We start from the raw sequence: 22,699 nt of genomic DNA on the forward strand, positions 1-22,699 counted from the left end.
CTTGTTCAGCGTTTCAGAGCGTCGGCGATCTTTTGCGCCAGACGTTGCGCCACGGCATCCTTGCCCATGCGCGGCCATTCCTCGGCCCCTTCGTCAGATATCAGGGTAACCGCGTTTTCCGACCCACCCATGATGCCCGTTGCCGGGCTAACGTCATTGGCAACGATCCAGTCGCACCCCTTGCGCGCCCGTTTCGCAGTGGCGTGTTCGATTACATTGTCGGTTTCCGCCGCGAAGCCAACGACCAGCGGGGGGCGTCCAGCCTCTAGCCTTGATATGCGTTTGAGAATGTCCGGGTTCTCTGCAAATTCGAGCACGGGCAGACCATCGCGGCTTTTCTTGAGTTTCTTGTCCGAAGCCGCAGCCATGCGCCAATCTGCAACGGCGGCGGCAAAGACACCCGCATCCACCGGCAGAGCGGCATCAACAGCGTCAGACATTTGTTGCGCGGTCTCGACGCGAACAACCTGCACGCCATCGGGCGGCGGAACATCTGCCGGACCTGTGACAAACACCACGTCAGCGCCCAGCGCGGACAAAGCCCGTGCGACGGCTGTGCCTTGCGCGCCAGAAGAGCGATTGGCGATGTAGCGCACTGGATCAATCGGCTCATGCGTCGGGCCGGAGGTGACAAGAACACGCTTACCTTTCAGTGGCCCGTCACCCAAAGCGGCCTCAACTGCTGCCACGATTTCAAGCGGTTCGGACATCCGGCCGGGGCCGTATTCACCGCAGGCCATGTCGCCCTCATTCGGGCCGACAAAGCGGATACCGTCGGCCCGCAGTTGCTTGAGGTTGCGCTGGGTCGCCGGGTGATCCCACATGCGCACATTCATTGCTGGTGCACATAGAACGGGCGTGTCCGTCGCCATCAGCAGGGTCGAGGCCAGATCGTTTGCCAAACCGGACGTCATCTTGCCCATCATATCCGCCGTAGCCGGGGCGACAACGATCAGATCAGCAGAGCGCGACAGCTGGATGTGGCCCATTTCGGCTTCATCCGTCAGGTCGAATAAATCGCGATACACCTTCTCACCAGCCAGCGCGGAAACGGACAAAGGGGTCACGAACTCTTCGGCGGCACGGGTCAGAACCGGAGTTACCGAAGCACCGCGTTCTTTCAACCGCCGGATCAGATCCAGCGACTTATAGGCCGCAATTCCTGCGCCTATAATCAACAGAATGCGTTTCGATGCCAGCATGTCGTGCCCTTCCCGTCCCGGTCGGCCCCGACATTAGGCAAGGCCATGGGACAGTTCCAGCGGTTAATTCTGAGTCTGAAACGCCAGACAGGGGTCTTCGCGCTCGATGCCGGGGCTGTCGATCACAGCGTCGAATTCCCCGGTAATCTCACCATCCTCGGACTGGCCCAGAACAAAGACGTTCAAACCCGGACGCAGGCGGGACAGGAACGTAGGGATACCACGGTCTTTTCGGGCGTGTCCGTTGCCCGTGATTACAGCCACAGGCCCACCGGTTTCGTCGGTGGCGCGCAGGATCGAACGGGTCAAAACCGCATCACGCAACCTTTGGATTGCAACCAACTGCGGCAGAGCACTTTCGGGGATCGCATCGCAGTGGGCAGCCAGTTGATCCGCCTCGCGCGCTGCCTGTTCGTCTCGCGGCAAAGGAACCGTCAGGCCATAGCGCGCAGCGTCCGCACCCAAGGCCGTGGCCGCTCCACGCTCCATCGCGGCCCGCGCGGCCGTGCGCGGGACCATTGCGCCATAAACAGGCGCATCAGATGCCTGGAAAACCGGGTAATACATGCTGAGCGGCGGCCAACCGGATTCGATCCACTCAAGGATACGGGCAAGCTCTTCAGGGTTCGACACCGCCTTGTCCGCAAGTCGCTGCGCGCCTTCTTCTGTCACCATTTCCCAGACGACAGCAGAGGGGTTGATGGCCTTCAATGCCTCGGCCTGAATGACGTGATGCTGGGGGTTGTCGTGAATTTCACCCAAAATGACGACGTCTGCCGAGGTCATCTCGGACAGAACGTCGTCAGGTATAAGCTCATCGGTATGGCCCGGGGACGCCATAACCACAAGTGCGCAAAGCAGAATCGCAAGGTGTCTCATGCGATGAAGTGTTGCACCTCACGAGACTGGGCTTCAAGGTTCTTGCGCATCTTCACAAAGGCCGCAGCCTCAAGTTGGCGTACGCGTTCCTTTGACAATCCAAGCTCTTGCCCAAGGCTTTCAAGGGTCCGCGCCGGTTCGCGGAGCTTGCGTTCGCGTACGATAAATCTTTCGCGATCATTCAGCGATTTCATCGCCGTAAGCAGCCATTCACGCAATTGCTCGGTATCGTGGCTGTTTTCGACGGTCTCGGCAGCCTGTTCACGATCATCTTCGAGCGCGTCGATCCATTCCCGACCATCCTCATCAGCCGATTGCACTGCGTTCAAAGAGAAGTCGGACCCGGACAAGCGGCCCTCCATCATTTCAACATCCCGCAGTGGAACGCCGATCTCAGCGGCGATCATCTGGTGCAACTGATGCCGATCCAGATCCATCCCCTCGGTCGCGGCTTCTCGCTCAAGCCGAGCCTGGACACGTCGCATGTTGAAGAACAGAGATTTCTGGGAAGAGGTCGATCCCGTGCGCACCATTGACCAATTGCGCATCACATAGTCCTGAATGCTCGCTTTGATCCACCAAACCGCATAGGTCGAAAAGCGGACGCCGCGGTCCGGATCAAACTTGTCGGCAGCCTTCATCAGACCCAGACCCGCCTCTTGGATCAGGTCATTCATCGGCGCGCCATAGCGTTTGAATTTTGCGGCCATTGAAATAGCTAAGCGCATATAGGCCGTGATCAAACGGTGCAGGGCCTGTTCGTCGCGGTCATCCCGCCACGCATAAGCCAGTTGCAATTCGGTTTCCGCGTCCAGAAGCTCGGCTTTCATCGCTTGCCGGGACATCGAGAAGTCGTTCGCATTGTCCAGTGCCATTGAAATCTCCCCTTTTCACAGGCGCGGGCCGGGGTTGCTTTGCCGACCTATGACCGATACGCAAAACAGAACCGGGTGGATCACATGAAAGGTAATAATAGTGAATCCGGATTTAACCTTTGTGTTGGGCGGAGCAGCCTCGGGAAAGTCGGCTTTTGCCGAGCAGCTTGTTGTTTCATCAGGAAAAAAACGGGTCTATCTCGCGACATCACAAGTGTTTGATGACGAGATGAAAGACAAGGTTCAGCGCCATGTCTCTCAGCGCGGCAAAGGTTGGGAGACGATCGAAGCCCCTCTGCACCTTGGCCCGACACTAGCGACTCTGCCGCCCAACAGCGCCTGCCTGATCGACTGCGCGACAATGTGGCTGACCAATCATCTGCTCGCCGAAAGTGATCTGGAACAGGCTCAAAGCACCCTAATGCAATCCCTGCGCCTGTGCCCGGCGCAGGTCGTCATCGTATCGAACGAGGTCGGCCATGGGATCGTCCCTGACAACGCCTTGTCCCGCCAGTTCCGCGAGGCCCAAGGGCGGCTGAACATCGCCTTAGCGGCTGAGGCTGACGTCGTGGTTCAGGTCACTGCAGGATTGCCCTTGGTTCTGAAAGGGCGCTTGGATTGACCCGCTTGCACTTTGTCCGTCATGGCCCCACACATGCCAAAACAATGGTCGGATGGTCCGACCTGCCCGCCGATCTAAGCGATCACGAGGCCATTGCCCGACTACATGACCATCTGCCTGTTGAGGCGATTGTTGTCTCTTCCGACCTCAGCCGCGCTGATCAGACCGCCTCGGCCATTCAAGGAACGCGGCACCGGCTGCCACATCAGCCCGAGCTGCGCGAAATCCACTTCGGCGCGTGGGAGCTGCGCGGCTTCAAAGAGATCGAGGCCGAAGACCCCGAGTTGGCCTTTGCTTATTGGGACAATCCCGGCGATGTGCGTCCCCCGAACGGCGAAAGCTGGAACGAGGTTCGTGCACGGGTGGATGGGGCCGTAGATAAGCTGATCGCACAGCACACCGGGCGCGATCTTGTGATCGTTGTGCATTTCGGTGTGATCCTGACACAGGTTCAACGCGCGCTTGGTGTCGACGCACAAGAAGCCTTCAGTCACCGTATCGACAACCTCTCGGTCACCGAAATCACGCATCACAGAGATCGCTGGTCCGTCGGGCGGATCAATCACCATCCGTGATGCGACCCCGCACAAATCAAGGTTTTACTGAACGCGCGTGACGCGGCATCGTTCTGTCATGACCTATGATTTGTTTATTGGGGACCGTCTGTTTTCCAGCTGGTCCATGCGCGGGTGGCTGATGCTGGAAAAGTTCGGCCTGCCCTATCGATCTCATATGATCGGGCTGTATTCCGGCACGATGGCTGAGGATATGAAACCTCTCGCTCCGGCTCGACTCGTTCCTGCTCTGCGCTTGCCAGATGGTACGGTCGTTGGTGAAAGCCTTGCTATGGCTGAAACCTTGGCCGAATTGCACCCCGAGGCGGGATTGTGGCCGGACGACCCCGCTGCGCGCGCAACCGCACGGTGGCTTTGCGCGGAAATGGTAGCCGGATTCACCGCGTTGCGCGGCCAGTGTCCGATGCAACTGAAACACTGCTGGCAAGGGTTTGAACCATCGCCCGAAACGCGCGCCGATCTGGATCGGATCGAAGCTCTGTGGGCCCATGCTCGGGATGTTTCCGGCGCGGCCAGCGGCCCATTGTTCGGACAGTATTCGTTGGCGGACGTGTTCTACACGCCAGTCGCGGCGCGGATCATCGGGTATGGTTTGCCGGTCTCAGACGCAAATCGCGCGTATTGCATTGAATTGCTTTCGGATCTGTCGGTGCGCCAATGGCGCGCGATGGGGCTGACGGTGCGCTACGAGCCGTTCCCTTACGCAATGGATCTACCGTCCGAGCCCTGGCCGATTGGCGAAGTATCCAGGGCAATACCTGTTCCGGGCAACGCGGCGATCAACGATGCTTGCCCCTATTCAGGGAAACCTGTGGTCGATGTCCTGGAACTTGACGGTCAACGCTGGGGGTTCTGCAACCGTTTCTGCCGGGACAAAACCGTCGCAGACCCCGGAGCGTGGCCAAAATTCTCGTCCATGATCGGAGCTGTTAACGATTCTTAAACCGTGACCGTGGCAGCAACGACCTGTTAACCAAAAAGGTCGTTCATGGTCGCCCGCGCCCACACAGTTGCTTTTCAAGGCGTAGAAGCTCGCCCAGTTGAGGTTCAATGCGCCGTCTCACCGGGTCTGCCCGCGTTTTCCATCGTTGGGCTGCCCGACAAGGCAGTTTCCGAGGCGCGGGATCGTGTGCGCAGCGCGCTCAGTTCGATGGCGATTGCACTGCCGTCCAAGCGGATCACGATCAACCTGTCGCCGGCCGATCTGCCCAAAGAAGGCAGCCATTTCGACCTGCCAATCGCAGTGGCCCTGCTGTCAGCATTAGAGATCATACCACCCGACGCTGCCGAAGGTTCGGTCTCGCTGGGCGAGTTGTCGCTGGACGGATCGTTGGTGCCGGTGGTCGGCGCCCTGCCCGCTGCCATGACCGCCGCGGCCGAGGATCGGGCGTTGCTTTGCCCCCGTGCCTCCAGCGCCGAGGCCGCGTGGGTCGATGCAACTCTGGTGATCGGGGCGGGGTCGTTGGGTGATGTCGTGCGGCATTTCTCGGGGCAATCCCCATTGCCCGCCGCGCAACCGGGCGAAGTCACTCTTGAGCCCAGCGCGCGTGATCTGCGCGACGTCAAAGGGCAGGAGCGGGCTAAGCGCGCATTGGAAATCGCGGCGGCCGGGCGGCACCATCTGATCATGACCGGCACGCCCGGTTCAGGCAAATCCATGTTGGCCGCCCGACTACCCGGCATTCTGCCCCCTCTCACCCCGGCCGAGGCCCTGGAAACATCGATGATCCAATCTCTGTGCGGGCTGTTAGATGAGGGCGGGATCAGCCGCAGCCGACCGTTCCGCGAACCGCACCACACCGCATCCATGGCGGCGATCGTCGGAGGAGGCCGGGGCGCAAAACCCGGTGAGATATCGCTGGCCCATAACGGGGTGTTATTCATGGACGAATTCCCTGAGTTTCCGCGTACAGTTCTGGAAACTCTGCGCCAACCCATCGAAACCGGCGAGGTCATGGTGGCGCGGGCCAACGCGCATGTGAAATACCCCTGCAGATTCATGCTGGTCGCCGCAGCCAATCCCTGCAAATGCGGATACCTAACCGACCCGGCCCGCGCTTGCTCGCGCGCGCCCATCTGCGGTGAAGACTACCTGAGCCGTATCTCGGGCCCGTTAATGGATCGGTTTGACCTGCGGATCGAGGTGCCTCCAGTCGGGTTCACCGACCTGGATCTGCCGCCATCCGGCGATAATTCGGCGACAGTGGCGGCGCGGGTCGAACAAGCCCGCAGCGTTCAGGCCGAACGCTTTCAAGAGGTGCCAAACGTCCGTCAAAATTCCGATGTCGAAGGCAATCTGCTGGAGGAAGTCGCAGCGCCCGACTCTGAAGGCAAAGAGTTGCTTGTCCGAGCTGCCGAGCGGTTCGGCCTTTCGGCGCGCGCCTTTCATCGCATCCTTCGGGTCGCGCGCACGATTGCGGATCTGGACGGGGAACCCGAGGTTCGCCGCCCTCATGTGGCCGAAGCGCTGAGCTTTCGCATCAGCGCCAAAGCGGCGCTTTAGAGTTTCGCTTCGATCGCCTGCCAGATCTTTTCGGCTATATTCACACCGTTGAAACGCTCAAGCTCTTGGATACCTGTCGGTGAGGTCACGTTGATCTCGGTCAGGTAATCGCCAATCACGTCGATGCCCACAAAGACCTGCCCCTTTTCTTTCAGCAAAGGGCCAATCGCGGCGCAGATTTCAAGATCGCGGTCGGAAAGGCCGATTTTTTCGGGCCGACCGCCCACGTGCATGTTCGAACGCGTCTCACCTGCGGCTGGCACCCGGTTAATCGCACCCACGGCTTCACCATCGACGAGGATCACGCGTTTGTCGCCATTGCTGACGTCCGGCAGGAACTTCTGAACGATCAGCGGCTCACGCGAGAAACCGGTAAACAGCTCGTGCAAAGAGGTCAGGTTGCGGTCGTTGGCATCCAACCGGAAAACCCCAGCGCCACCGTTGCCGTAAAGCGGTTTCAGGATCACGTCGCCATGCTTTTCCTTGAATGCCTTAATGGTCTGCAAATCGCGCGCGATGGTCGTTGGCGGCGTTAGATCCGGGAAATCCAGCACCAGCAGTTTCTCGGGATAGTTCCGCACCCAGAACGGATCGTTGACCACCAGTGCTTGCCCTTTCAGGCGGTCCAGCAGGTGGGTCGATGTGATGTAGTGCATGTCGAACGGAGGGTCCTGACGCAACCAGATCACGTCAAAATCTGCCAAATCAACCTCACGTTCGGGGCCCAGTTCAGCAGGGTCGCCAGCTACGCGCTGAACCTTCATGTCGTGACCGCGTGCTGTGATCCGCCCCTCTTGATACGCCAAATGGTCTGGGCTGTAGAAAAACAGCGAATGCCCGCGTGCCTGTGCCTCTTCAGCCAGTCGGAATGAGCTGTCAGCATTGATGTCTACGGCCCCGATCGGGTCCATCTGAAAGGCGATTTTCATGGCGTGTCCCTCAGTTTCACGCCCGATACATGGCCCAGCCGCGCTGGCGGTTCAATGGGGATCAGCCCAAATCGAACGCGTTTTCGATGATTTGAATAGCGCCTGAGCCATCCACCAAAGCGGCATCAAAGCGGACATTCGTCAGTTGTCCGTTGGGTTCGGTTTCAAGAAACTGAGCGGCTGAGGCGCAAATCCGATCCATCTGACGACGGTTGATCCGGTGGGCAGCAACATCGAAGCTGCGGCTTTTCTTAACCTCGACAAAGATCACATCGTCGGCGCTACGCACGATCAGATCAATCTCACCTCCGACACCCCGCCAACGGTGATGGGCAATCGAGTAGCCTCGGCGCTCATAGTCGGACGCAACCTGCTGTTCCGCCGCTTGCCCGGCATGATACGATACCGAGCTTTTGACGGATCGCGCAGTCATGTCATCCCTTTCCCAGTTTCAGAGCCTTCTGATAAATCGGACGACGCGGCAGTTTGTACATTTCAGAAACCAGATCTGCCGCATCCCGAACCGAATGAGTTTCCAAGGCTCGTTTCAACGCCTCTTCTATGTCGGATTCGTTAACAGTTTCCGAATGTCCCCGGTCCACAAGCAGAACAATCTCTCCTTTGACCGTCTGCCCCTTCAGGGCGGCGGCCAACTCCTCCAACGACCCACGTCGGACCTCTTCGAATTTCTTAGTTAGCTCTCGGCACATCGCTGCCTGACGGTTCCCGCCCAACATATCAGCCAGATCAGACAGGCAAGCCGCCACGCGTTTGGGAGATTCGTAAAATACCAATGTCCCGGGTACGTCCCGCAGCGCCTCGATCCGCGAACGACGGGCACCGGAGGCATTGGGCAGGAAGCCAGCAAAGAAAAACGCATCCGTGGGCAACCCGGCCAGCGTCAACGCCATCAGCGCAGCGGATGGTCCGGGCGCACACGTCACTGTATGTCCCGCCTCGGCTGCTTGACGCCCTAGATCGTAACCCGGATCAGCAATCAGGGGCATCCCGGCCTCAGAGGCATAGGCGACGGACTTACCCTCATTCAGAGCGTCCAGAATCTTCCCGCGTGCACCCGCGCCGCTGTGGTCGTGATAGGCCAGGATTCGCCGCCCTTCGAGCGGGACGCCGTGAATCTCCATCAACCGGCGCAAGCTGCGCGTGTCTTCGGCGGCGATTACATCAGACGAGGCGAGCACATCCAGTGCTCTGAGCGTGATATCGCGCGCCGTTCCGATCGGAGTGGCAACAAAATACAGGCCAGCGCCCAATCTTACTTTTTGGCAATTCAAAGCTGGACCCTCACAGCGTGACGTTTATTATCGCGGCCTAACAGATTGGTGGTACCCCAAGCCGCCGGGACAGGGAGTTTTCATTTAGATGTTTACCGTTTGCAAGCCCGTTCGCAAGCTGGCGCAATCCGCTGCTATTCTTGCCACTGCCGCGTTGCTGGCCGCATGTGAGCCCGGAAATCTGGGCGGAGGCCCGTCGATCAACACATCCAAACCCGTTCCGGTTGCCCTGTTGGTCCCAGCGGGATCGGGCAATTCCGGGGATGCAGCCCTGGCCCGCAGCTTAGAAAACGCGGCACGTCTGGCGATGGCCGATCTGCAGAATGTGCAGATTGATCTGCGCGTTTATGACACGCGCGGCAGCTCAAACACGGCGGCCGAAGTTGCGCAGCGCGCGGTGGCCGACGGAGCGAAGGTCATTTTGGGTCCGGTCTATGCGCAGGCTGCAAACTCGGCCGGTCTGGCCGTGCTGAGCAACAACGTCAACGTTCTGTCATTCTCGAACAACACAAGCATCGCAGGCGGCAACGTCTTTGTGCTTGGTCCGACCTTCCAGAACACGGCAAACCGTCTGGTCAGCTTTGCCGGATCGCGCGGCAAGTCGAACATGGTCATCGTTCACAGCAATGACTCTGCCGGACAACTTGGACAATCGGCAATTGCCAATGCAATAAGCAGCAGCCGCGTCGGAAATGCAGGAACTGTTGGGTACGACCGCTCGCAGCAAGGCGTGATCAACTCGGTCCCCACGATCAAGTCAACCGTCGACGCATCGGGGGCGGATTCGCTGTTCCTGACTGCCACAACCGCCGGAGCACTGCCGCTGTTTTCGCAACTGCTGCCCGAGGCTGGCGTCTCGCCGTCGACAACGCAGTACATCGGACTGACGCGATGGGATATCCCTGCCCAAACGCTGGAACTGCCCGGCGTACAGGGTGGCTGGTTCGCGCTGCCTGACCCGTCCAAGGCACAAGCGTATCGCCAACGGTACAACAACACCTATGGTGAGGCGCCGCACCCGATCAGCGGTCTAGCCTATGACGGGATCGCGGCGATCGCGGCGCTGGTCAGCCAGGGCAAATCCGACGCGCTGACCGCTTCGGCATTGACACAGAACGCCGGTTTTCAGGGTGTTGGCGGTATCTTCCGCTTGCGGTCTGACGGCACGAACGAACGCGGTCTGGCCGTTGCCACGATCCAGAACAAACAGGTAGTAGTGATTGACTCCGCCCCTCAAAGCTTCTCTGGCGCCGGTTTCTGATCAACCGGTTCTTAAGCTCACCCCGCAGGGTGAGCTGATCTGTCCGGCCGATGAAATATTCGACAGTACCGCCGTCCTGGCACAACTGTCGGAAGCCTTTGGAAACACGCAGGACAATAGCGCACGGCGGAACGAGACCGTGCGCATTTTGCGTGATGCTCAAAAAGCTGGACGCAAAGCTATCGCAGATGCGTTTGCGCGGCGCCCGTTCGACGCAAGGCCTTTGACCCGGTCCTATACTTACCTGACCGACGGTCTGGTCTGCACCGCGATGCAGGTCGCCAGCACCGATCTGCATCCGCTGGCCACGCCGACACAGGGCGAAAAGATCGCCGTGTTGGCCGTGGGCGGTTACGGGCGGGGCGAAATGGCCCCGGCCTCGGACGTCGATCTGCTTTTCCTGACCCCCTACAAGATCACCGCATGGGCCGAGAGCGTGATTGAATCCATGCTCTACATCCTTTGGGACTTGCGGCTGAAGGTCGGCCATTCATCACGTACGATCAAGGATTGCCTTCGGCTTGGGGCAGATGATTTCACCATCCGCACCGCCATGCTGGAACAGCGGTATCTGGCAGGGGACGCGGCCTTGGCCGATGAGCTGGAGAAGCGCCTCAAGACCGAACTGTTCAAAGGCAGCGAGCGTCAGTTCATCGAGGCCAAGCTGCAGGAGCGCGACGAACGCCACCAGAAACAGGGTGAGCGCTACATGGTCGAGCCCAACGTCAAAGAAGGCAAAGGCGGGCTGCGCGATCTGCAATCGCTCTATTGGATTGCTAAGTATATCTACGGCGTTCAGGACGTCGCCGAACTGGTCCCGCTGGGTCTGTTCACCGCCGAAGAGTTCAGCACCTTCGCCCAAGCAGAAGAGTTCCTGTGGGCGGTGCGGTCGCATTTGCACCTTGTCACCGGACGCGCGACCGAGCAGCTGACCTTTGACCTGCAGGTCGAGGTGGCCGACCGCATGGGCTATGAAGATCGGGCCGGACGCCGGGCGGTGGAAGTGTTCATGCAGCGCTATTTCCGCGAAGCGACGCAGGTAGGGGAACTGACCCGTATCTTCCTGACGAAACTCGAAGCATCCCACGTCAAAGGCGAGGCGCTGCTAGAGCGGATTTTTAGACGCAGACCGCGTGTCAAATCCGGGTACAAGGTTGTCCATGGCCGCCTGGACGTGGCTGACCCCAAGACCTTTCTGGCAGACAAGCTGAACCTGTTGCGTCTGTTCGAAGAGGGCCTGCGCACCGGTATGCTGATCCACCCGGACGCAATGCGACTGGTGACAGCCAACCTTCACCTGATCGACGATGACATGCGCCACGACAAAGAGGCGCAGCGCATTTTTCTGGACTTGATGCTGAAACACGGCAATCCGGAACGCGCCCTGCGGCGGATGAACGAGTTGGGCGTGCTATCGGCCTTTTTGCCGGAGTTTGAGCACATCGTGGCGATGATGCAGTTCAACATGTATCACAGCTATACGGTGGACGAGCACACCATCCAGACCATCGTCAATCTGGCGCAAATCGAACGGGGTGAACTGGTCGAGTCGCTGCCGCTGGCCTCGTCCATTCTGAAAGGCGGGGTCAATCGCAAAGTTCTGTACGTGGCCCTGTTGCTACATGACATAGCCAAGGGCCGCCCCGAGGATCACTCGATCCTAGGGGCACAGATCGCGCGTAAGGTGGCTCCGCGACTGGGACTGAACAAGTCTGACTCGGAAACCGTGGAATGGCTGGTACGCTATCACCTTCTGATGTCGGACATGGCGCAAAAACGCGACATCTCTGACCCGCGCACAGTGCGGGACTTTGCCAAAGCGGTGAAGACTGTCAAACGCCTGGACCTGCTGACGGTTCTGACCGTGTGCGACATTCGCGGCGTTGGCCCGAATACCTGGAACAACTGGAAAGCAACTCTGCTGCGCGCCCTTCATGCTGAAACCAAACGGGCGTTGGAAACAGGCATGGAAGACCTCAACCGGGCCAACCGCGGCGCCGAGGCCAAGAAAGCCCTGCGCGCAGCACTTGGTGATTGGTCCAAGGCTGATCTCAAGGCCGAGACCGGACGGCACTATGCGCCCTATTGGCAGGGTTTGAACCTGTCGACGCATGTTGAATTTGCCAAAATGCTACGTGCGCTGGAACACAGCGGCGATCCCGGTGCGATGGAAATTCACCTGCATCCAGATGACGACCGCGACGCGACGCGTGCCTGTTTTGCCATGGCCGATCATCCGGGTATTTTTGCCCGCATCGCCGGTGCACTGGCGCTGGTCGGGGCCAACGTGGTGGATGCCCGTAGCTACACCACCAAAGATGGCTACGTCACCGATGCGTTCTGGATACAGGATGCCGAAGGCCACCCGTTCGAAGCAAGCCGCCTGCCACGACTGACGCAGATGATCCACAAGACGCTCAAGGGTGAAGTGGTCGCGCGGGATGCTCTTAAATCCCGCGATAAGATCAAGAAACGCGAACGTGCCTTCAACGTGCCGACGCACATCATCTTCGACAATGACGGGTCCGAGATTTACACGATCATCGAAGTCGACACGCGCGACCGCCCCGGCCTGTTGTATGACCTGACAAGGACGCTGGCTGCGGCGAATGTCTATATCGCCAACGCCGTAATCGCGACATATGGCGAACAGGTGGTCGACACCTTCTACGTCAAGGATATGTTCGGCTTGAAATACCATTCGGAAGGCAAGCAGCGCGGGCTTGAGGCCAAGCTGCGCAAAGCCATCACCGAAGGTGCGGAGCGCGCGAGCTCATGAAGCAGATCCGGCTGTTTTCCGGCCTGTTCACGGTCGGGTTCTGGACACTCGCCAGCCGGATACTTGGTTTTTTGCGAGAAATTCTATTGACCGCGTACATCGGACCGGGCCCGGTCATGGATGCGTTTGTGGCCGCGTTCCGCCTGCCGAACATGTTCCGCCGCTTCTTTGCAGAAGGCGCGTTCAACGCCGCCTTCGTGCCGATGTTCTCTAAACGCCTCGAGGGCGAGGAAAACGCCGAAGGGTTTGCCCAAGACGCCTTTAACCTGCTGGCGGCAGCCGTATTATCATTGGTCGGGCTGGCGATGGTTTTCATGCCGGGTCTGGTCTGGCTGACCGCCGAAGGGTTTTACGGCGATGAACGGTTCGATATGGCCGTGGACTACGGCTATGTGGTGTTTCCCTACATCTTGTTTATGTCGCTCGCTGCATTGTTCTCAGGCGTTCTGAATGCCACAGGTCGATTTGCAGCTGCCGCCGCCGCTCCAGTTTTGCTGAACATCTTTGCGTGTACCGCGCTGATCGCCGGTGCCCTATCTGGCGGTGAGGTCATCCGCTGGCTCATCACCGTCATCCCAATCGCCGGGGTCGCGCAATTGGCACTGGTTTGGGTGGCGACCGAGCGCGCAGGCATTCGCATTCGTCCCGGACGGCCCAAGCTTAGCCTGGAAATGCGTCAAATGGTGCGCATTGCGGTGCCCGCCGCCCTAGCGATGGGCGTGACACAAGTTAATCTGGTGGTTGGTCAGCTTGTTGCCTCGAAAACTGAAAAGGCGGTCAGTTGGCTGTTTGCTGCCGACCGGTTGTATCAATTGCCGCTGGGAGTGGTCGGTATCGCGGTGGGGATCGTGTTGCTGCCCGACCTGTCCCGCCGCCTGCACGCCGGGGACAAGGATGGCGCGCGAAATGCCTATTCCCGCGCCGGAGAGTTCACACTGCTGCTGAGCCTGCCGTCGACCGTTGCCTTTCTGATCATTCCCTTACCACTGGTGTCGGTCCTGTTCGAACGCGGCCAGTTCAGCGCCGAAGACACGGCAGCTACTGCGCTGGCGGTGGCAATCTACGGCATCGGTCTACCCGCATTCATGCTGCAAAAATTGCTGCAACCTTTGTTCTTTGCGCGCGAGGATACGAAGTCTCCGTTCCGTTACGCCGTGGTTGCGATGGCCGTGAATGCCGGGTTGGCGTTTGGGCTTTATCCGCTGGTGGGATGGATTGCCCCGGCTATTGCGGCGTCGGTCGCGGGGTGGGCCATGGTTGCGTTGTTGGCGATCGGTGCGCGGCGTTTCGGTGAAGAGGCGCGCTTGGATGATCGGTTCAAACGTCGCGTATGGCGGATCATCGCGGCCTCGGCGGGAATGGGTGTGGTATTGTATGCCGCGATGCATCTTTTTGGCTGGGCATTCCAAGTACCCGGTTGGCGCTACCTGGCACTACTGATCCTGATCGTTGTTGCCGCAGCGGCCTATTTCGCTCTTGGTCACCTGTTAAAAGCGTTTGAGCTGTCCGAGTTCAAAAAAGCGCTGCGCAGATCCTGATCAATCGCGGCGGATGCGTCCTACGATCCGCGTCCATCCGCCCGGCGACAGGAAGAATGACAGGCCAAACCCGGTGGCAAACCCGCCCAGATCGGCAACCCAATCGGACGTGCCCCCGAACAACAGCCCAAATACCAGCTGGATACCCATCAGAACCGCGATCAGGCTGAAGGCGCGGGATTGGTTTTCCCCGACCAGAGACAGCTTGCGCCACAGCAGCCACGTCAAGGCACCGATCAGGCCGTAAACCGGAGGAAACCCTCCAACCAGCGGATACTGCGGGTTCAGCAGCAAAGCATAGACCAAGGCCCCGCCCACGCCAGACAGGACAAAGATGATCAGCATCTGAATGCCACCGAACACTTCGGCGACCATTTTACCCATAGCCAAAACGAAGACGCTGACAAAAATCGCCTGCGTAAAGCTGCCCGAAACGAACGGATAGGTCACAAACCGGATCAGATGTTCAAACGGCCAGCGACCATTTTCAATCATCCAATGGAAAATATCGGGGGAAAAGGCGTAGCTCTGCAGAGCCTCCAACCGCCATCCTACAGCCGAGGGGCCACCGACGATCCCGCGCGAGCCCAGCGTAAATGCCAGTTCGATCCCCATGATGAACACCACCAACGCCACCACCACAGGCGGCAAGGGGTTCACGGCGGGTGTATAATGCTCACTGCTCATTGGGCTGGCCTTTCGCGGCTGTTGACGTCCCTTGACCTCATGGGTAAGCGACGGGGGCTGATTTTTCCAGACGGGAGTTCCCTTCGATGACCGAAACTCAATTCACGCCGCGCGTGTTTTCCGGCATCCAGCCTTCGGGAAACCTGCACCTTGGCAACTACCTCGGTGCGCTCAAGCGTTTTGTGGATATGCAGGGCGAGGATTACGAGACCATCTATTGCATGGTCGACCTGCACGCGATCACCGTCTGGCAAGACCCCGCCCGTCTGCGTGAGAAGACACGCGAGGTTTGCGCCGGTTTCATTGCCGCCGGTCTGGACCCGGAAAAATCCATCCTGTTCAACCAAAGCCAGGTGGCCGAGCACACTCAGTTGGCATGGATTTTCAACTGTATCGCCCGCATGGGTTGGATGCAGCGGATGACACAGTTCAAGGACAAGGCAGGCAAGAACGCGCAAAACGCCTCGCTGGGTTTGTTTGCCTATCCAGCGTTGATGGCGGCTGACATCCTGACCTACCACGCGACGCATGTGCCGGTGGGCGAGGATCAGAAACAGCATCTGGAGCTGACTCGCGATATCGCCATCAAGTTCAACCATGACTACGGCGTGGATTTCTTCCCCGTGACCGAACCCGTCATCGGCGGCCCTGCACCGCGCGTGATGAACCTGCGCGATGGTTCGCGGAAAATGTCTTCGTCGGATCCGTCCGACATGACCCGGATCAACATGACTGACGATGCCGACGCGATTGCGAAGAAGATCCGCAAGGCCAAGACAGACCCGGACGCTCTGCCCTCTGAGGTTGATGGCCTGTCCGAACGCCCCGAGGCGCGCAATCTGGTCAACATCTACGCCGCGCTCAGCGATCAGACGGCGGAACAGGTACTGGTCGATGTTGGCGGTAAGCAGTTTGGCGAGTTCAAACCGTTGCTGGCAGAACTGGCCGTGGCCAAACTGTCCCCGATCTCGACCGAGATGGCCCGTTTGATGGGTGAAGAGACCGAGATTGACCGGATTCTTGCCCAAGGCGCGGAAAAGGCACGGGCGATCGCCGCTCCGATCCTGCAACAAACCTACGAAATCGTGGGCATGGTGGGCGCAAAACAGGGCTGATTGCGCTGGACCTTCCCGTGACGCCTTCCTAGGTTGCCCCAAGGGCAAAGGAGGGCGTCATGGCAGTTGGTAAAAATATCCGCACCTATTTTGATGGTCAGTGGCACAACGGGGACGCCCCTATCATGCGGGCGGCGGATCATGGTGCTTGGCTGGGGTCTTCGGTCTTTGACGGCGCGCGGTTCTTCGACGGTCTGGCCCCCGATCTTGAGGCCCATTGCGAACGGGTAAACCGTTCCGCCGAAGCACTGATGTTGACCCCGACAGTGACAACCGAACAGATGGTCGAGATTGTTCGCGAAGGGTTGGACAGCTACGCCAAAGGCTCAGCCGTTTATATCCGCCCGATGTATTGGGGAATAGACGGCGACGTCACAGCAATCGTTCCACAGCAGGACAGCACGGGCTTTGCCATCTGTTTGGAAGAAATCCCAATGGCCCCCGAAACTGCTTCGGTCACGCTGACCACCACCCGGTTTCGCAGACCCGTTCTGGAATCTGCGGTGGTCAATGCCAAGGCTGGGTGCCTGTACCCGAACAACGCTCGGATGCTGAAAGAAGCCCGGTCCAAGGGGTTCTCGAATGCCCTTGTCGCGGACGCTCTGGGCCACGTTGCGGAAACAGCCACGGCTAACATCTTCATGGTGCGCGATGGCGAAGTGTTCACCCCTACTCCAAACGGCACATTCCTGGCGGGAATCACTCGCGCGCGGCATATCAAGAACCTGCGCGCTGATGGTGTGACGGTCCACGAATCTGTCCTTGGCTTCGAAGACTTCCACGAGGCGGACGAGGTATTTATGACCGGCAACATGAACAAGATTACACCGGTCACTGCTCTGGAAGATACGCAATACCAGGTCGGACCAATTGCGCGCCGCGCGCGCGAACTGTACTGGGACTGGGCTGCAAGCACCCGCTAGTCATCCACTCTGTTGCCAGCCCGTATCAGGTCAGGCATGATCCCCGAAATACATGAGGATACCCATGCGTAAGTTTCTAGTCATTCTTGATGACAGCCGCGAATGCTTGAATGCGATGCGTTTCGCAGCAATGCGCGCAGCCCACACTGGTGGAGGTGTGACAATCCTGTCTGTCATACCGCCGGATGAGTTCAACCACTGGATCGGTGTCGCGGAAACCATGCGGGAAGAGGCGCGGGAACGCATCCACGCTCATTACGAGGTATTCGCCAAATGGATGCGTGACAAACAGGGAATCGACCCCGAATTGTCCATTCGCGAAGGTGAACCCGTTCCTCAGATCATCGAACACGTCCAGTCCGATCCAGAAATCGGCGTTCTGGTTCTGGGTGCAGGTATCGAAAAGAAGGGGCCCGGTCCTTTGGTGACTCAGTTGACCAAGAATTCTGGCAGCCTGCCGATCCCGATCACGATCGTGCCCGGTGATCTGAGCAAGGAAAAACTTGAAGCCATCACCTGAGGTCCTCCTCATGCAGCGCCGCATCCAATTCTGGTTCGAATTCGCGTCGACCTATTCCTATCTCAGCGCCATGCGAATCGAAGAGGCGGCGGCGCAGCGCGGTGTGGACGTGGAATGGCACCCTTTTCTGCTGGGTCCCATTTTCGCGGCCCAAGGCTGGGATAACTCGCCCTTCAACATTTACCCGGCCAAGGGGCGCTATATGTGGCGCGATATGGAGCGTTTGACAGCCCAGCGCGGCTTGCCACTGTGTCAGCCAGACCCGTTCCCACAAAACGGCCTGAAGGCCGCGCGGCTGACTCTGGCGATAAAAGATCAGGATCAAAAAGGTCGTTTCGTGCGCGCGGTGTACGCGGCCGAGTTTGCTGATGGTCGCAATGTGTCCGAGGAAACAGTTCTAGTGGATTGCTTGAAGGCTGCGGAATTACCGGCAGACCTGATGGACATGACCAAAAACCCTGAGATCAAAGAAGCCCTCATAGCGCAGACCAAAACTGCGCAAGCCAAGGGCCTGTTCGGCGCGCCCAGCTTTCTGGTTGGGAATGAGCTGTTCTGGGGCGATGATCGGTTGGATGATGCAATACGGCTGGCCGCAGAAATTTAGAATCGTTCCAAATCTTGACTTATCCGGCGCGGACCCGCATATCAGAACCAACTGAAACGGAGCCGTGACATGTTCATCCAGACCGAATCCACGCCGAACCCCGCAACTTTGAAATTCCTGCCCGGCCAGACCGTGCTGGAAGCGGGCACTGCAGATTTCCCGTCGGCGGAAGCCGGTGAGAAATCTCCTTTGGCCAAACGGATTTTCGCGGTCAACGGCGTGACCGGCGTGTTTCTTGGCAATGACTTTGTGACCGTCACAAAGTCGGACGACGTTCAGTGGGATCACATCAAGCCCGCGATCCTGGGTGCCGTCATGGAACACTACCAATCCGGCCAACCGGTTATCGGCGCGGACGCAACCCCGGCGTCAGGCCATGCCGAGCATACGGGCGAAGATGCAGAGGTTGTGAACCAGATCAAAGACTTGCTGGACAGCCGCGTGCGTCCGGCGGTTGCGCAAGACGGCGGTGACATCACCTTCCACGGCTTTGACCGGGGCGTCGTCTACTTGCATATGCAGGGTGCCTGCGCGGGTTGCCCGTCTTCGACTCTGACGCTGAAGATGGGGATCGAGAACCTGCTGCGCCACTACATCCCCGAAGTGACCGAGGTTCGCCCCGTTGCCGTCTGATCCGATCATTCTGGCATTTGACACATCGGCCGCGCATTGCGCGGCCGCTTTGTTAAGCGGTGACCAAATCGTAACGTCGCATGTCGAACCCATGACACGCGGTCAAGCCGAACGCCTGATGCCACTGCTGGAAGAGATTCTGGCTGAGGCCGATTGCGCGTGGAAAGATCTAACCGCAATCGGCGTGGGCGTTGGACCTGGGAACTTTACCGGCATCCGTATCTCGGTCTCAGCCGCGCGGGGTCTGGCCTTGGGCCTTGGGATACCGGCCGTGGGTGTATCGGGATTCGACGCCTTGGCTGCGATATCAACCGACGCCCTGCCCGCCATCCGCGCACCGCGGGAACAGGTTTACGTTGCTGTACCTCACAAAGGCCCGATGCTGATCGCCCAGGCCGAAGCAGAATCACTCGGCCCCCTGACCATGAATGACGACCCGGACGCGCAGGTCCGCGCGATTGCCCGGATTACCGGGCAGCGATGGCAGACCACGACCTTGCCCCCGGCCCCTTTGTATGTGCGACCTGCGGATGCGGCACCGTCCAAGGACACTGCTCCGGTTTTGCTGGACGGATGACCCCGGAAGAGTTGGCCAAAACGCACGCCGCGTCCTTTACCCAATCGCGCCCATGGACGGCGGATGAATTTGCCGGCCTTCTGGCAAATCGGTTCACTCATGTCGTTGGAAACGCTCAATCATTTGCGCTATTTCAAGTGATTGCGGATGAGGCTGAACTGTTGACGATCGCCACCCATCCCAGCCTGCAACGCCAAGGCATGGCCCGTGCGCGGATGCGGGAATGGCACGCGCAAGCCGCAGAGTTGGGGGCTACCCGTGCGATACTGGACGTTGCGGCAGACAATCTACCCGCGATCGCTTTGTACGACCTCTGTGGGTATCGCCGCTGCGGGCTGCGCAAAGGATATTATCCCCGCGGGAACAATCAGAAAATCGATGCGATCGTGATGGATTTTTCACTTCGGTAAGCCGTCGTGCTGCATTTTTTCGACCATTTGGTCAAAAATCAGTTGACCACGGCGGTTGCAAACGGCCTTAATTCCCGCCATCACAACAGTTATGCTCGCTCACAGTGGGTGAACGGGGCTATCTTGGCCCCGACCGACAATAACCAACGGGAGTAACAAATGACCCTGATGAAATCTTTGATGGGCGCTGCCGCCGCTGTCGCACTGACGGCAGGTGCAGCCTTGGCCGAACCGGCCCTGATTTTTGACCTTGGCGGCAAGTTCGACAAGTCGTTCAACGAAGCAGCCCACAACGGCGCGCAGCGTTGGGCCAATGAGACCGGCGGCACTTATCGTGAGATCGAGCTTCAGTCCGAAGCACAGCGCGAACAGGCTCTGCGCCGTTTCGCCGAGGCCGGTGCCAACCCGATCATCACCATGGGCTTTGCCATGGCTGATCCGCTGTCCGCAGTTGCTGGCGACTATCCTGACACCAAGTTTGTTGCGGTTGACGTGAACTGGCTGGACGCTCCGAACATCCGTCAGGTCAGCTTTGCCGAGCATGAGGGTTCATACCTGGTTGGCATGATGGCCGCGATGGCCTCGGAATCGGGCACCGTTGGCTTTATCGGTGGTATGGACATCCCACTGATCCGTCACTTTGGCTGCGGCTACGCGCAAGGTGCCAAGGCCGTGAATCCGGACATCAACGTTGTTGCCAACATGACCGGCACCACCCCGGCAGCATGGAACGACCCGGTGAAGGGTTCCGAGTTGACCAAGGCGCAGATCAGCCAGGGCGCTGACGTGATCTATGCAGCCGCTGGCGGCACCGGTGTCGGCGTTCTGCAGACCGCAGCCGACGAAGGCATCCTGTCGATCGGCGTGGACAGCAACCAAAACCACCTGCACCCCGGTAAGGTTCTGACCTCGATGCTGAAGCGCGTGGACGTTGCCGTCTATGACGCGATGACAGCGGGTACCGATCTGGAAACCGGCAAGTTCGCAATGGGTCTGGCCGAAGAAGGTGTTGGCGTTGCGATCGACGACAACAACCGCGAGCTGGTTGACGCACAGATGGCTGACGCGGTTGAGGCCGCGCGTCGTGGCATCATCGACGGCGACATCTCGGTCGTTAGCTACTACGAGAACGACAGCTGCCCGGCACTGCAGTTCTGATAACGCGCGGGGCGGGGGTTTGACCTCCGCCTCGCCTCCACTCTGCCGCGTGTGCACCGCGGCCTTTCGGCAATTGAGGGCAAGACATGACCGTCCCCGCCATTGAGCTCAAAGGGATTTCCAAAGCCTTTGGGCCGGTTCAGGCCAACAAAGACATTTCCATCAGCGTCGCCCCCGGCACGATCCACGGGATCATCGGTGAAAACGGTGCGGGCAAATCCACGCTGATGAGCATTCTCTACGGCTTCTACAAAGCCGACAAAGGCGAAATCTGGATTAACGGCAACAAGACCGACATCCCTGACAGTCAGGCCGCGATTGCGGCTGGCATCGGAATGGTGTTCCAGCATTTCAAACTGGTCGAGAATTTCACCGTTCTGGAAAACATCGTTCTGGGTGCCGAAGATGGCGGGCTGCTGGCCCCGTCCCTGTCCAAGGCCCGGAAAGAGTTGAAGGCTCTGGAAGAAGAATACGAACTGTTCGTCGACCCCGACAAGCGCATCGACGAGATCGGCGTTGGGATGCAGCAGCGGGTCGAGATTCTGAAGGCGTTGTATCGCAAGGCCGAGATTCTGATCCTCGACGAACCCACCGGTGTTCTGACCCCGGCCGAGGCCGATCAGCTGTTCCGCATTCTGGACCGATTGCGGGCCGAAGGGAAAACAATCATCGTGATCACGCACAAGCTGCGTGAAATCATGGAAAACACCGATACCGTTTCGGTCATGCGGCGCGGGCAGATGACCGCCACCGTCAAAACCGCCGACACCAGCCCCGAAGAACTGGCCGAGCTGATGGTGGGCCGAAAGGTTCTGTTGCAGGTCGACAAGGTGCCCGCACAGCCAGGCAAGCCTATCCTTGAGGTCGAGAACCTGCGCGTCTTTGACTCGGCAGGTGTCGAGCGTGTCAAAGGCATCGACCTGACGGTACGCGCCGGAGAGATCGTCGGCATCGCCGGTGTTGCTGGCAACGGTCAGTCGGAACTTTTGGAAGTTCTGGGCGGTATGCGCCCAGGAGAGGGATCGATCAAGCTGAACGGCGCGCCCTTGGCGCTAAGCGGCGCGGGATCGGACGGGCAGGCCCGCCGCGCGCAGCACATCGCGCACGTGCCCGAAGACCGTCAGCGCGAAGGTCTGATTATGGACTTTCACGCTTGGGAAAACGTCGCCTTCGGCTATCACAGGGACCCCGCCTACAAGCGCGGGATCTTCATGGACAACGCTGCCCTGCGTGCTGATACCGAAGCAAAGATCGAGAAATTTGACGTCCGCCCCCCGAACGCGTGGCTTTCCGCCAAGAGCTTTTCGGGCGGCAACCAGCAGAAAATCGTCGTCGCGCGCGAGATCGAGCGTAACCCCGACCTCTTACTGGTGGGCCAGCCGACCCGCGGTGTGGACATTGGTGCGATCGAGTTCATTCACAAACAGATCGTTGCCCTACGCGATCAGGGTAAGGCGATCCTGCTGGTATCGGTCGAGTTGGAAGAGATCTTCTCGCTCTCTGACAGGATCGCGGTGATGTTTGACGGACATATCATGGGTGAGCGTCTGCCCCATGAAACAGATGAAAAAGAACTAGGCCTGTTGATGGCCGGTGTTGCGGGAGAGGCCGCGTAAC

23 protein-coding genes are annotated in these 22,699 nt (G+C 59.1%); 16 read left to right on the forward strand and 7 right to left on the reverse strand.

All coding sequences use genetic code 11. The annotated features are described in order from the left end of the window. Nucleotides 1-5: 5 nt before the first annotated feature. The 3 genes from coaBC to ACR0MV_RS12485 form a co-directional block, all read right to left on the reverse strand. On the reverse strand, nucleotides 6-1,202 hold the full coding sequence (gene coaBC / locus ACR0MV_RS12475) for a bifunctional phosphopantothenoylcysteine decarboxylase/phosphopantothenate--cysteine ligase CoaBC (protein ID WP_170427072.1): 1,197 nt from the start codon (nucleotides 1,200-1,202) through the stop codon (nucleotides 6-8). 63 nt (nucleotides 1,203-1,265) lie between these two features. Next, nucleotides 1,266-2,081 (reverse strand): ChaN family lipoprotein, encoded by an 816-nt coding sequence (locus ACR0MV_RS12480; RefSeq protein ID WP_480702323.1) that lies wholly within the window; start codon nucleotides 2,079-2,081, stop codon nucleotides 1,266-1,268. Beyond that, the gene (locus ACR0MV_RS12485) at nucleotides 2,078-2,956 is read right to left on the reverse strand and encodes an RNA polymerase factor sigma-32 (RefSeq protein ID WP_170427070.1); all 879 of its coding nucleotides are present in this window, start codon (nucleotides 2,954-2,956) and stop codon (nucleotides 2,078-2,080) included. Before ACR0MV_RS12485 ends, ACR0MV_RS12480 begins: the two co-directional genes overlap by 4 nt. 100 nt (nucleotides 2,957-3,056) lie before the next feature. Between ACR0MV_RS12485 and cobU the strand changes: the two genes are divergently transcribed. From cobU to ACR0MV_RS12505, 4 genes are read left to right on the forward strand one after another with little or no spacing between them, the layout of a single operon-like run. Continuing rightward, entirely contained in the window at nucleotides 3,057-3,578 is a 522-nt protein-coding gene (gene cobU / locus ACR0MV_RS12490) for a bifunctional adenosylcobinamide kinase/adenosylcobinamide-phosphate guanylyltransferase (protein WP_170467046.1), read from the forward strand. Next, nucleotides 3,575-4,153: a histidine phosphatase family protein gene (locus ACR0MV_RS12495; protein WP_480702325.1), complete on the forward strand. Its 579-nt coding sequence runs from the start codon at nucleotides 3,575-3,577 to the stop codon at nucleotides 4,151-4,153. Before cobU ends, ACR0MV_RS12495 begins: the two co-directional genes overlap by 4 nt. A gap of 58 nt (nucleotides 4,154-4,211) precedes the next feature. Next, nucleotides 4,212-5,096 (forward strand): glutathione S-transferase, encoded by an 885-nt coding sequence (locus ACR0MV_RS12500; protein ID WP_170427067.1) that lies wholly within the window; start codon nucleotides 4,212-4,214, stop codon nucleotides 5,094-5,096. Between the two features lie 45 nt (nucleotides 5,097-5,141). Further along, nucleotides 5,142-6,656, forward strand: coding sequence for a YifB family Mg chelatase-like AAA ATPase (locus ACR0MV_RS12505; RefSeq protein ID WP_480702326.1), 1,515 nt, complete (start codon nucleotides 5,142-5,144; stop codon nucleotides 6,654-6,656). Here ACR0MV_RS12505 and gshB read toward each other — a convergent pair. The 3 genes from gshB to rsmI form a co-directional block, all read right to left on the reverse strand. Continuing rightward, a complete protein-coding gene (gshB, locus tag ACR0MV_RS12510) occupies nucleotides 6,653-7,585 on the reverse strand; it encodes a glutathione synthase (protein ID WP_480702327.1) in 933 nt (310 codons plus the stop codon). The genes ACR0MV_RS12505 and gshB overlap by 4 nt on opposite strands. Nucleotides 7,586-7,646: 61 nt before the next feature. Beyond that, the gene (locus ACR0MV_RS12515; RefSeq protein ID WP_480702328.1) at nucleotides 7,647-8,018 is read right to left on the reverse strand and encodes a YraN family protein; all 372 of its coding nucleotides are present in this window, start codon (nucleotides 8,016-8,018) and stop codon (nucleotides 7,647-7,649) included. A gap of 1 nt (nucleotide 8,019) precedes the next feature. After that, on the reverse strand, nucleotides 8,020-8,877 hold the full coding sequence (gene rsmI / locus ACR0MV_RS12520) for a 16S rRNA (cytidine(1402)-2'-O)-methyltransferase (RefSeq protein ID WP_480702329.1): 858 nt from the start codon (nucleotides 8,875-8,877) through the stop codon (nucleotides 8,020-8,022). Nucleotides 8,878-8,965: 88 nt separating this feature from the next. On the opposite strand from rsmI, the gene ACR0MV_RS12525 reads away from it, so the two are divergent. The 3 genes from ACR0MV_RS12525 to murJ are packed head-to-tail and all read left to right on the forward strand — an operon-like array spanning nucleotide 8,966 to nucleotide 14,455. Continuing rightward, on the forward strand, nucleotides 8,966-10,138 hold the full coding sequence (locus tag ACR0MV_RS12525) for a penicillin-binding protein activator (protein ID WP_170427062.1): 1,173 nt from the start codon (nucleotides 8,966-8,968) through the stop codon (nucleotides 10,136-10,138). Next, nucleotides 10,098-12,917, forward strand: coding sequence for a [protein-PII] uridylyltransferase (locus ACR0MV_RS12530; protein WP_480702330.1), 2,820 nt, complete (start codon nucleotides 10,098-10,100; stop codon nucleotides 12,915-12,917). The genes ACR0MV_RS12525 and ACR0MV_RS12530 overlap by 41 nt, the downstream gene beginning before the upstream one ends. Next, complete coding sequence (gene murJ / locus ACR0MV_RS12535; protein WP_480702331.1) at nucleotides 12,914-14,455, forward strand: murein biosynthesis integral membrane protein MurJ; 1,542 nt, start codon at nucleotides 12,914-12,916, stop codon at nucleotides 14,453-14,455. The genes ACR0MV_RS12530 and murJ overlap by 4 nt, the downstream gene beginning before the upstream one ends. On the opposite strand, the gene ACR0MV_RS12540 is transcribed toward murJ, so the two are convergent. Beyond that, nucleotides 14,456-15,142: a rhomboid family intramembrane serine protease gene (locus ACR0MV_RS12540; protein WP_480702332.1), complete on the reverse strand. Its 687-nt coding sequence runs from the start codon at nucleotides 15,140-15,142 to the stop codon at nucleotides 14,456-14,458. Nucleotides 15,143-15,228: 86 nt separating this feature from the next. Here ACR0MV_RS12540 and trpS point away from each other — a divergent pair, with 86 nt between their 5' ends. The 9 genes from trpS (at nucleotide 15,229) to ACR0MV_RS12585 (ending at nucleotide 22,698) form a co-directional block, all read left to right on the forward strand. Next, the gene (trpS, locus tag ACR0MV_RS12545; RefSeq protein WP_170427058.1) at nucleotides 15,229-16,257 is read left to right on the forward strand and encodes a tryptophan--tRNA ligase; all 1,029 of its coding nucleotides are present in this window, start codon (nucleotides 15,229-15,231) and stop codon (nucleotides 16,255-16,257) included. A 59-nt stretch (nucleotides 16,258-16,316) separates the two neighbouring features. Next, complete coding sequence (locus tag ACR0MV_RS12550) at nucleotides 16,317-17,180, forward strand: branched-chain amino acid aminotransferase (RefSeq protein ID WP_480702333.1); 864 nt, start codon at nucleotides 16,317-16,319, stop codon at nucleotides 17,178-17,180. Between the two features lie 64 nt (nucleotides 17,181-17,244). After that, complete coding sequence (locus ACR0MV_RS12555; RefSeq protein WP_170427056.1) at nucleotides 17,245-17,700, forward strand: universal stress protein; 456 nt, start codon at nucleotides 17,245-17,247, stop codon at nucleotides 17,698-17,700. A gap of 10 nt (nucleotides 17,701-17,710) precedes the next feature. Next, entirely contained in the window at nucleotides 17,711-18,304 is a 594-nt protein-coding gene (locus tag ACR0MV_RS12560; protein ID WP_480702334.1) for a DsbA family protein, read from the forward strand. 69 nt (nucleotides 18,305-18,373) lie between these two features. After that, nucleotides 18,374-18,937: a NifU family protein gene (locus ACR0MV_RS12565; protein ID WP_170427054.1), complete on the forward strand. Its 564-nt coding sequence runs from the start codon at nucleotides 18,374-18,376 to the stop codon at nucleotides 18,935-18,937. Continuing rightward, nucleotides 18,927-19,514, forward strand: a complete 588-nt coding sequence (tsaB, locus tag ACR0MV_RS12570) for a tRNA (adenosine(37)-N6)-threonylcarbamoyltransferase complex dimerization subunit type 1 TsaB (RefSeq protein ID WP_480702335.1) — start codon at nucleotides 18,927-18,929, stop codon at nucleotides 19,512-19,514. Before ACR0MV_RS12565 ends, tsaB begins: the two co-directional genes overlap by 11 nt. Beyond that, nucleotides 19,511-19,924, forward strand: a complete 414-nt coding sequence (locus ACR0MV_RS12575) for a GNAT family N-acetyltransferase (protein WP_480702336.1) — start codon at nucleotides 19,511-19,513, stop codon at nucleotides 19,922-19,924. Before tsaB ends, ACR0MV_RS12575 begins: the two co-directional genes overlap by 4 nt. A gap of 159 nt (nucleotides 19,925-20,083) precedes the next feature. Then, nucleotides 20,084-21,082, forward strand: coding sequence for a BMP family lipoprotein (locus tag ACR0MV_RS12580; RefSeq protein ID WP_170467080.1), 999 nt, complete (start codon nucleotides 20,084-20,086; stop codon nucleotides 21,080-21,082). Nucleotides 21,083-21,168: 86 nt separating this feature from the next. Next, nucleotides 21,169-22,698 (forward strand): ABC transporter ATP-binding protein, encoded by a 1,530-nt coding sequence (locus tag ACR0MV_RS12585; RefSeq protein WP_170467082.1) that lies wholly within the window; start codon nucleotides 21,169-21,171, stop codon nucleotides 22,696-22,698. Nucleotide 22,699: the final 1 nt, after the last annotated feature.

The organism is Ruegeria sp. BC3 (genome assembly GCF_056539265.1).

Bases quoted from the DNA above. Each gene is read 5' to 3' on its own strand.
- ACR0MV_RS12575 (WP_480702336.1), top strand. From the start codon at position 19,511: ATGACCCCGGAAGAGTTGGCCAAAACGCACGCCGCGTCCTTTACCCAA.
- ACR0MV_RS12580 (WP_170467080.1), top strand. From the start codon at position 20,084: ATGACCCTGATGAAATCTTTGATGGGCGCTGCCGCCGCTGTCGCACTG.
- ACR0MV_RS12555 (WP_170427056.1), top strand. From the start codon at position 17,245: ATGCGTAAGTTTCTAGTCATTCTTGATGACAGCCGCGAATGCTTGAAT.
- coaBC (WP_170427072.1), bottom strand. From the start codon at position 1,202: ATGCTGGCATCGAAACGCATTCTGTTGATTATAGGCGCAGGAATTGCG.
- ACR0MV_RS12585 (WP_170467082.1), top strand. From the start codon at position 21,169: ATGACCGTCCCCGCCATTGAGCTCAAAGGGATTTCCAAAGCCTTTGGG.
- ACR0MV_RS12485 (WP_170427070.1), bottom strand. From the start codon at position 2,956: ATGGCACTGGACAATGCGAACGACTTCTCGATGTCCCGGCAAGCGATG.
- ACR0MV_RS12480 (WP_480702323.1), bottom strand. From the start codon at position 2,081: ATGAGACACCTTGCGATTCTGCTTTGCGCACTTGTGGTTATGGCGTCC.
- ACR0MV_RS12550 (WP_480702333.1), top strand. From the start codon at position 16,317: ATGGCAGTTGGTAAAAATATCCGCACCTATTTTGATGGTCAGTGGCAC.
- trpS (WP_170427058.1), top strand. From the start codon at position 15,229: ATGACCGAAACTCAATTCACGCCGCGCGTGTTTTCCGGCATCCAGCCT.
- ACR0MV_RS12505 (WP_480702326.1), top strand. From the start codon at position 5,142: ATGGTCGCCCGCGCCCACACAGTTGCTTTTCAAGGCGTAGAAGCTCGC.
- ACR0MV_RS12560 (WP_480702334.1), top strand. From the start codon at position 17,711: ATGCAGCGCCGCATCCAATTCTGGTTCGAATTCGCGTCGACCTATTCC.
- murJ (WP_480702331.1), top strand. From the start codon at position 12,914: ATGAAGCAGATCCGGCTGTTTTCCGGCCTGTTCACGGTCGGGTTCTGG.
- ACR0MV_RS12515 (WP_480702328.1), bottom strand. From the start codon at position 8,018: ATGACTGCGCGATCCGTCAAAAGCTCGGTATCGTATCATGCCGGGCAA.
- ACR0MV_RS12525 (WP_170427062.1), top strand. From the start codon at position 8,966: ATGTTTACCGTTTGCAAGCCCGTTCGCAAGCTGGCGCAATCCGCTGCT.
- ACR0MV_RS12540 (WP_480702332.1), bottom strand. From the start codon at position 15,142: ATGAGCAGTGAGCATTATACACCCGCCGTGAACCCCTTGCCGCCTGTG.
- ACR0MV_RS12565 (WP_170427054.1), top strand. From the start codon at position 18,374: ATGTTCATCCAGACCGAATCCACGCCGAACCCCGCAACTTTGAAATTC.
- ACR0MV_RS12500 (WP_170427067.1), top strand. From the start codon at position 4,212: ATGACCTATGATTTGTTTATTGGGGACCGTCTGTTTTCCAGCTGGTCC.
- gshB (WP_480702327.1), bottom strand. From the start codon at position 7,585: ATGAAAATCGCCTTTCAGATGGACCCGATCGGGGCCGTAGACATCAAT.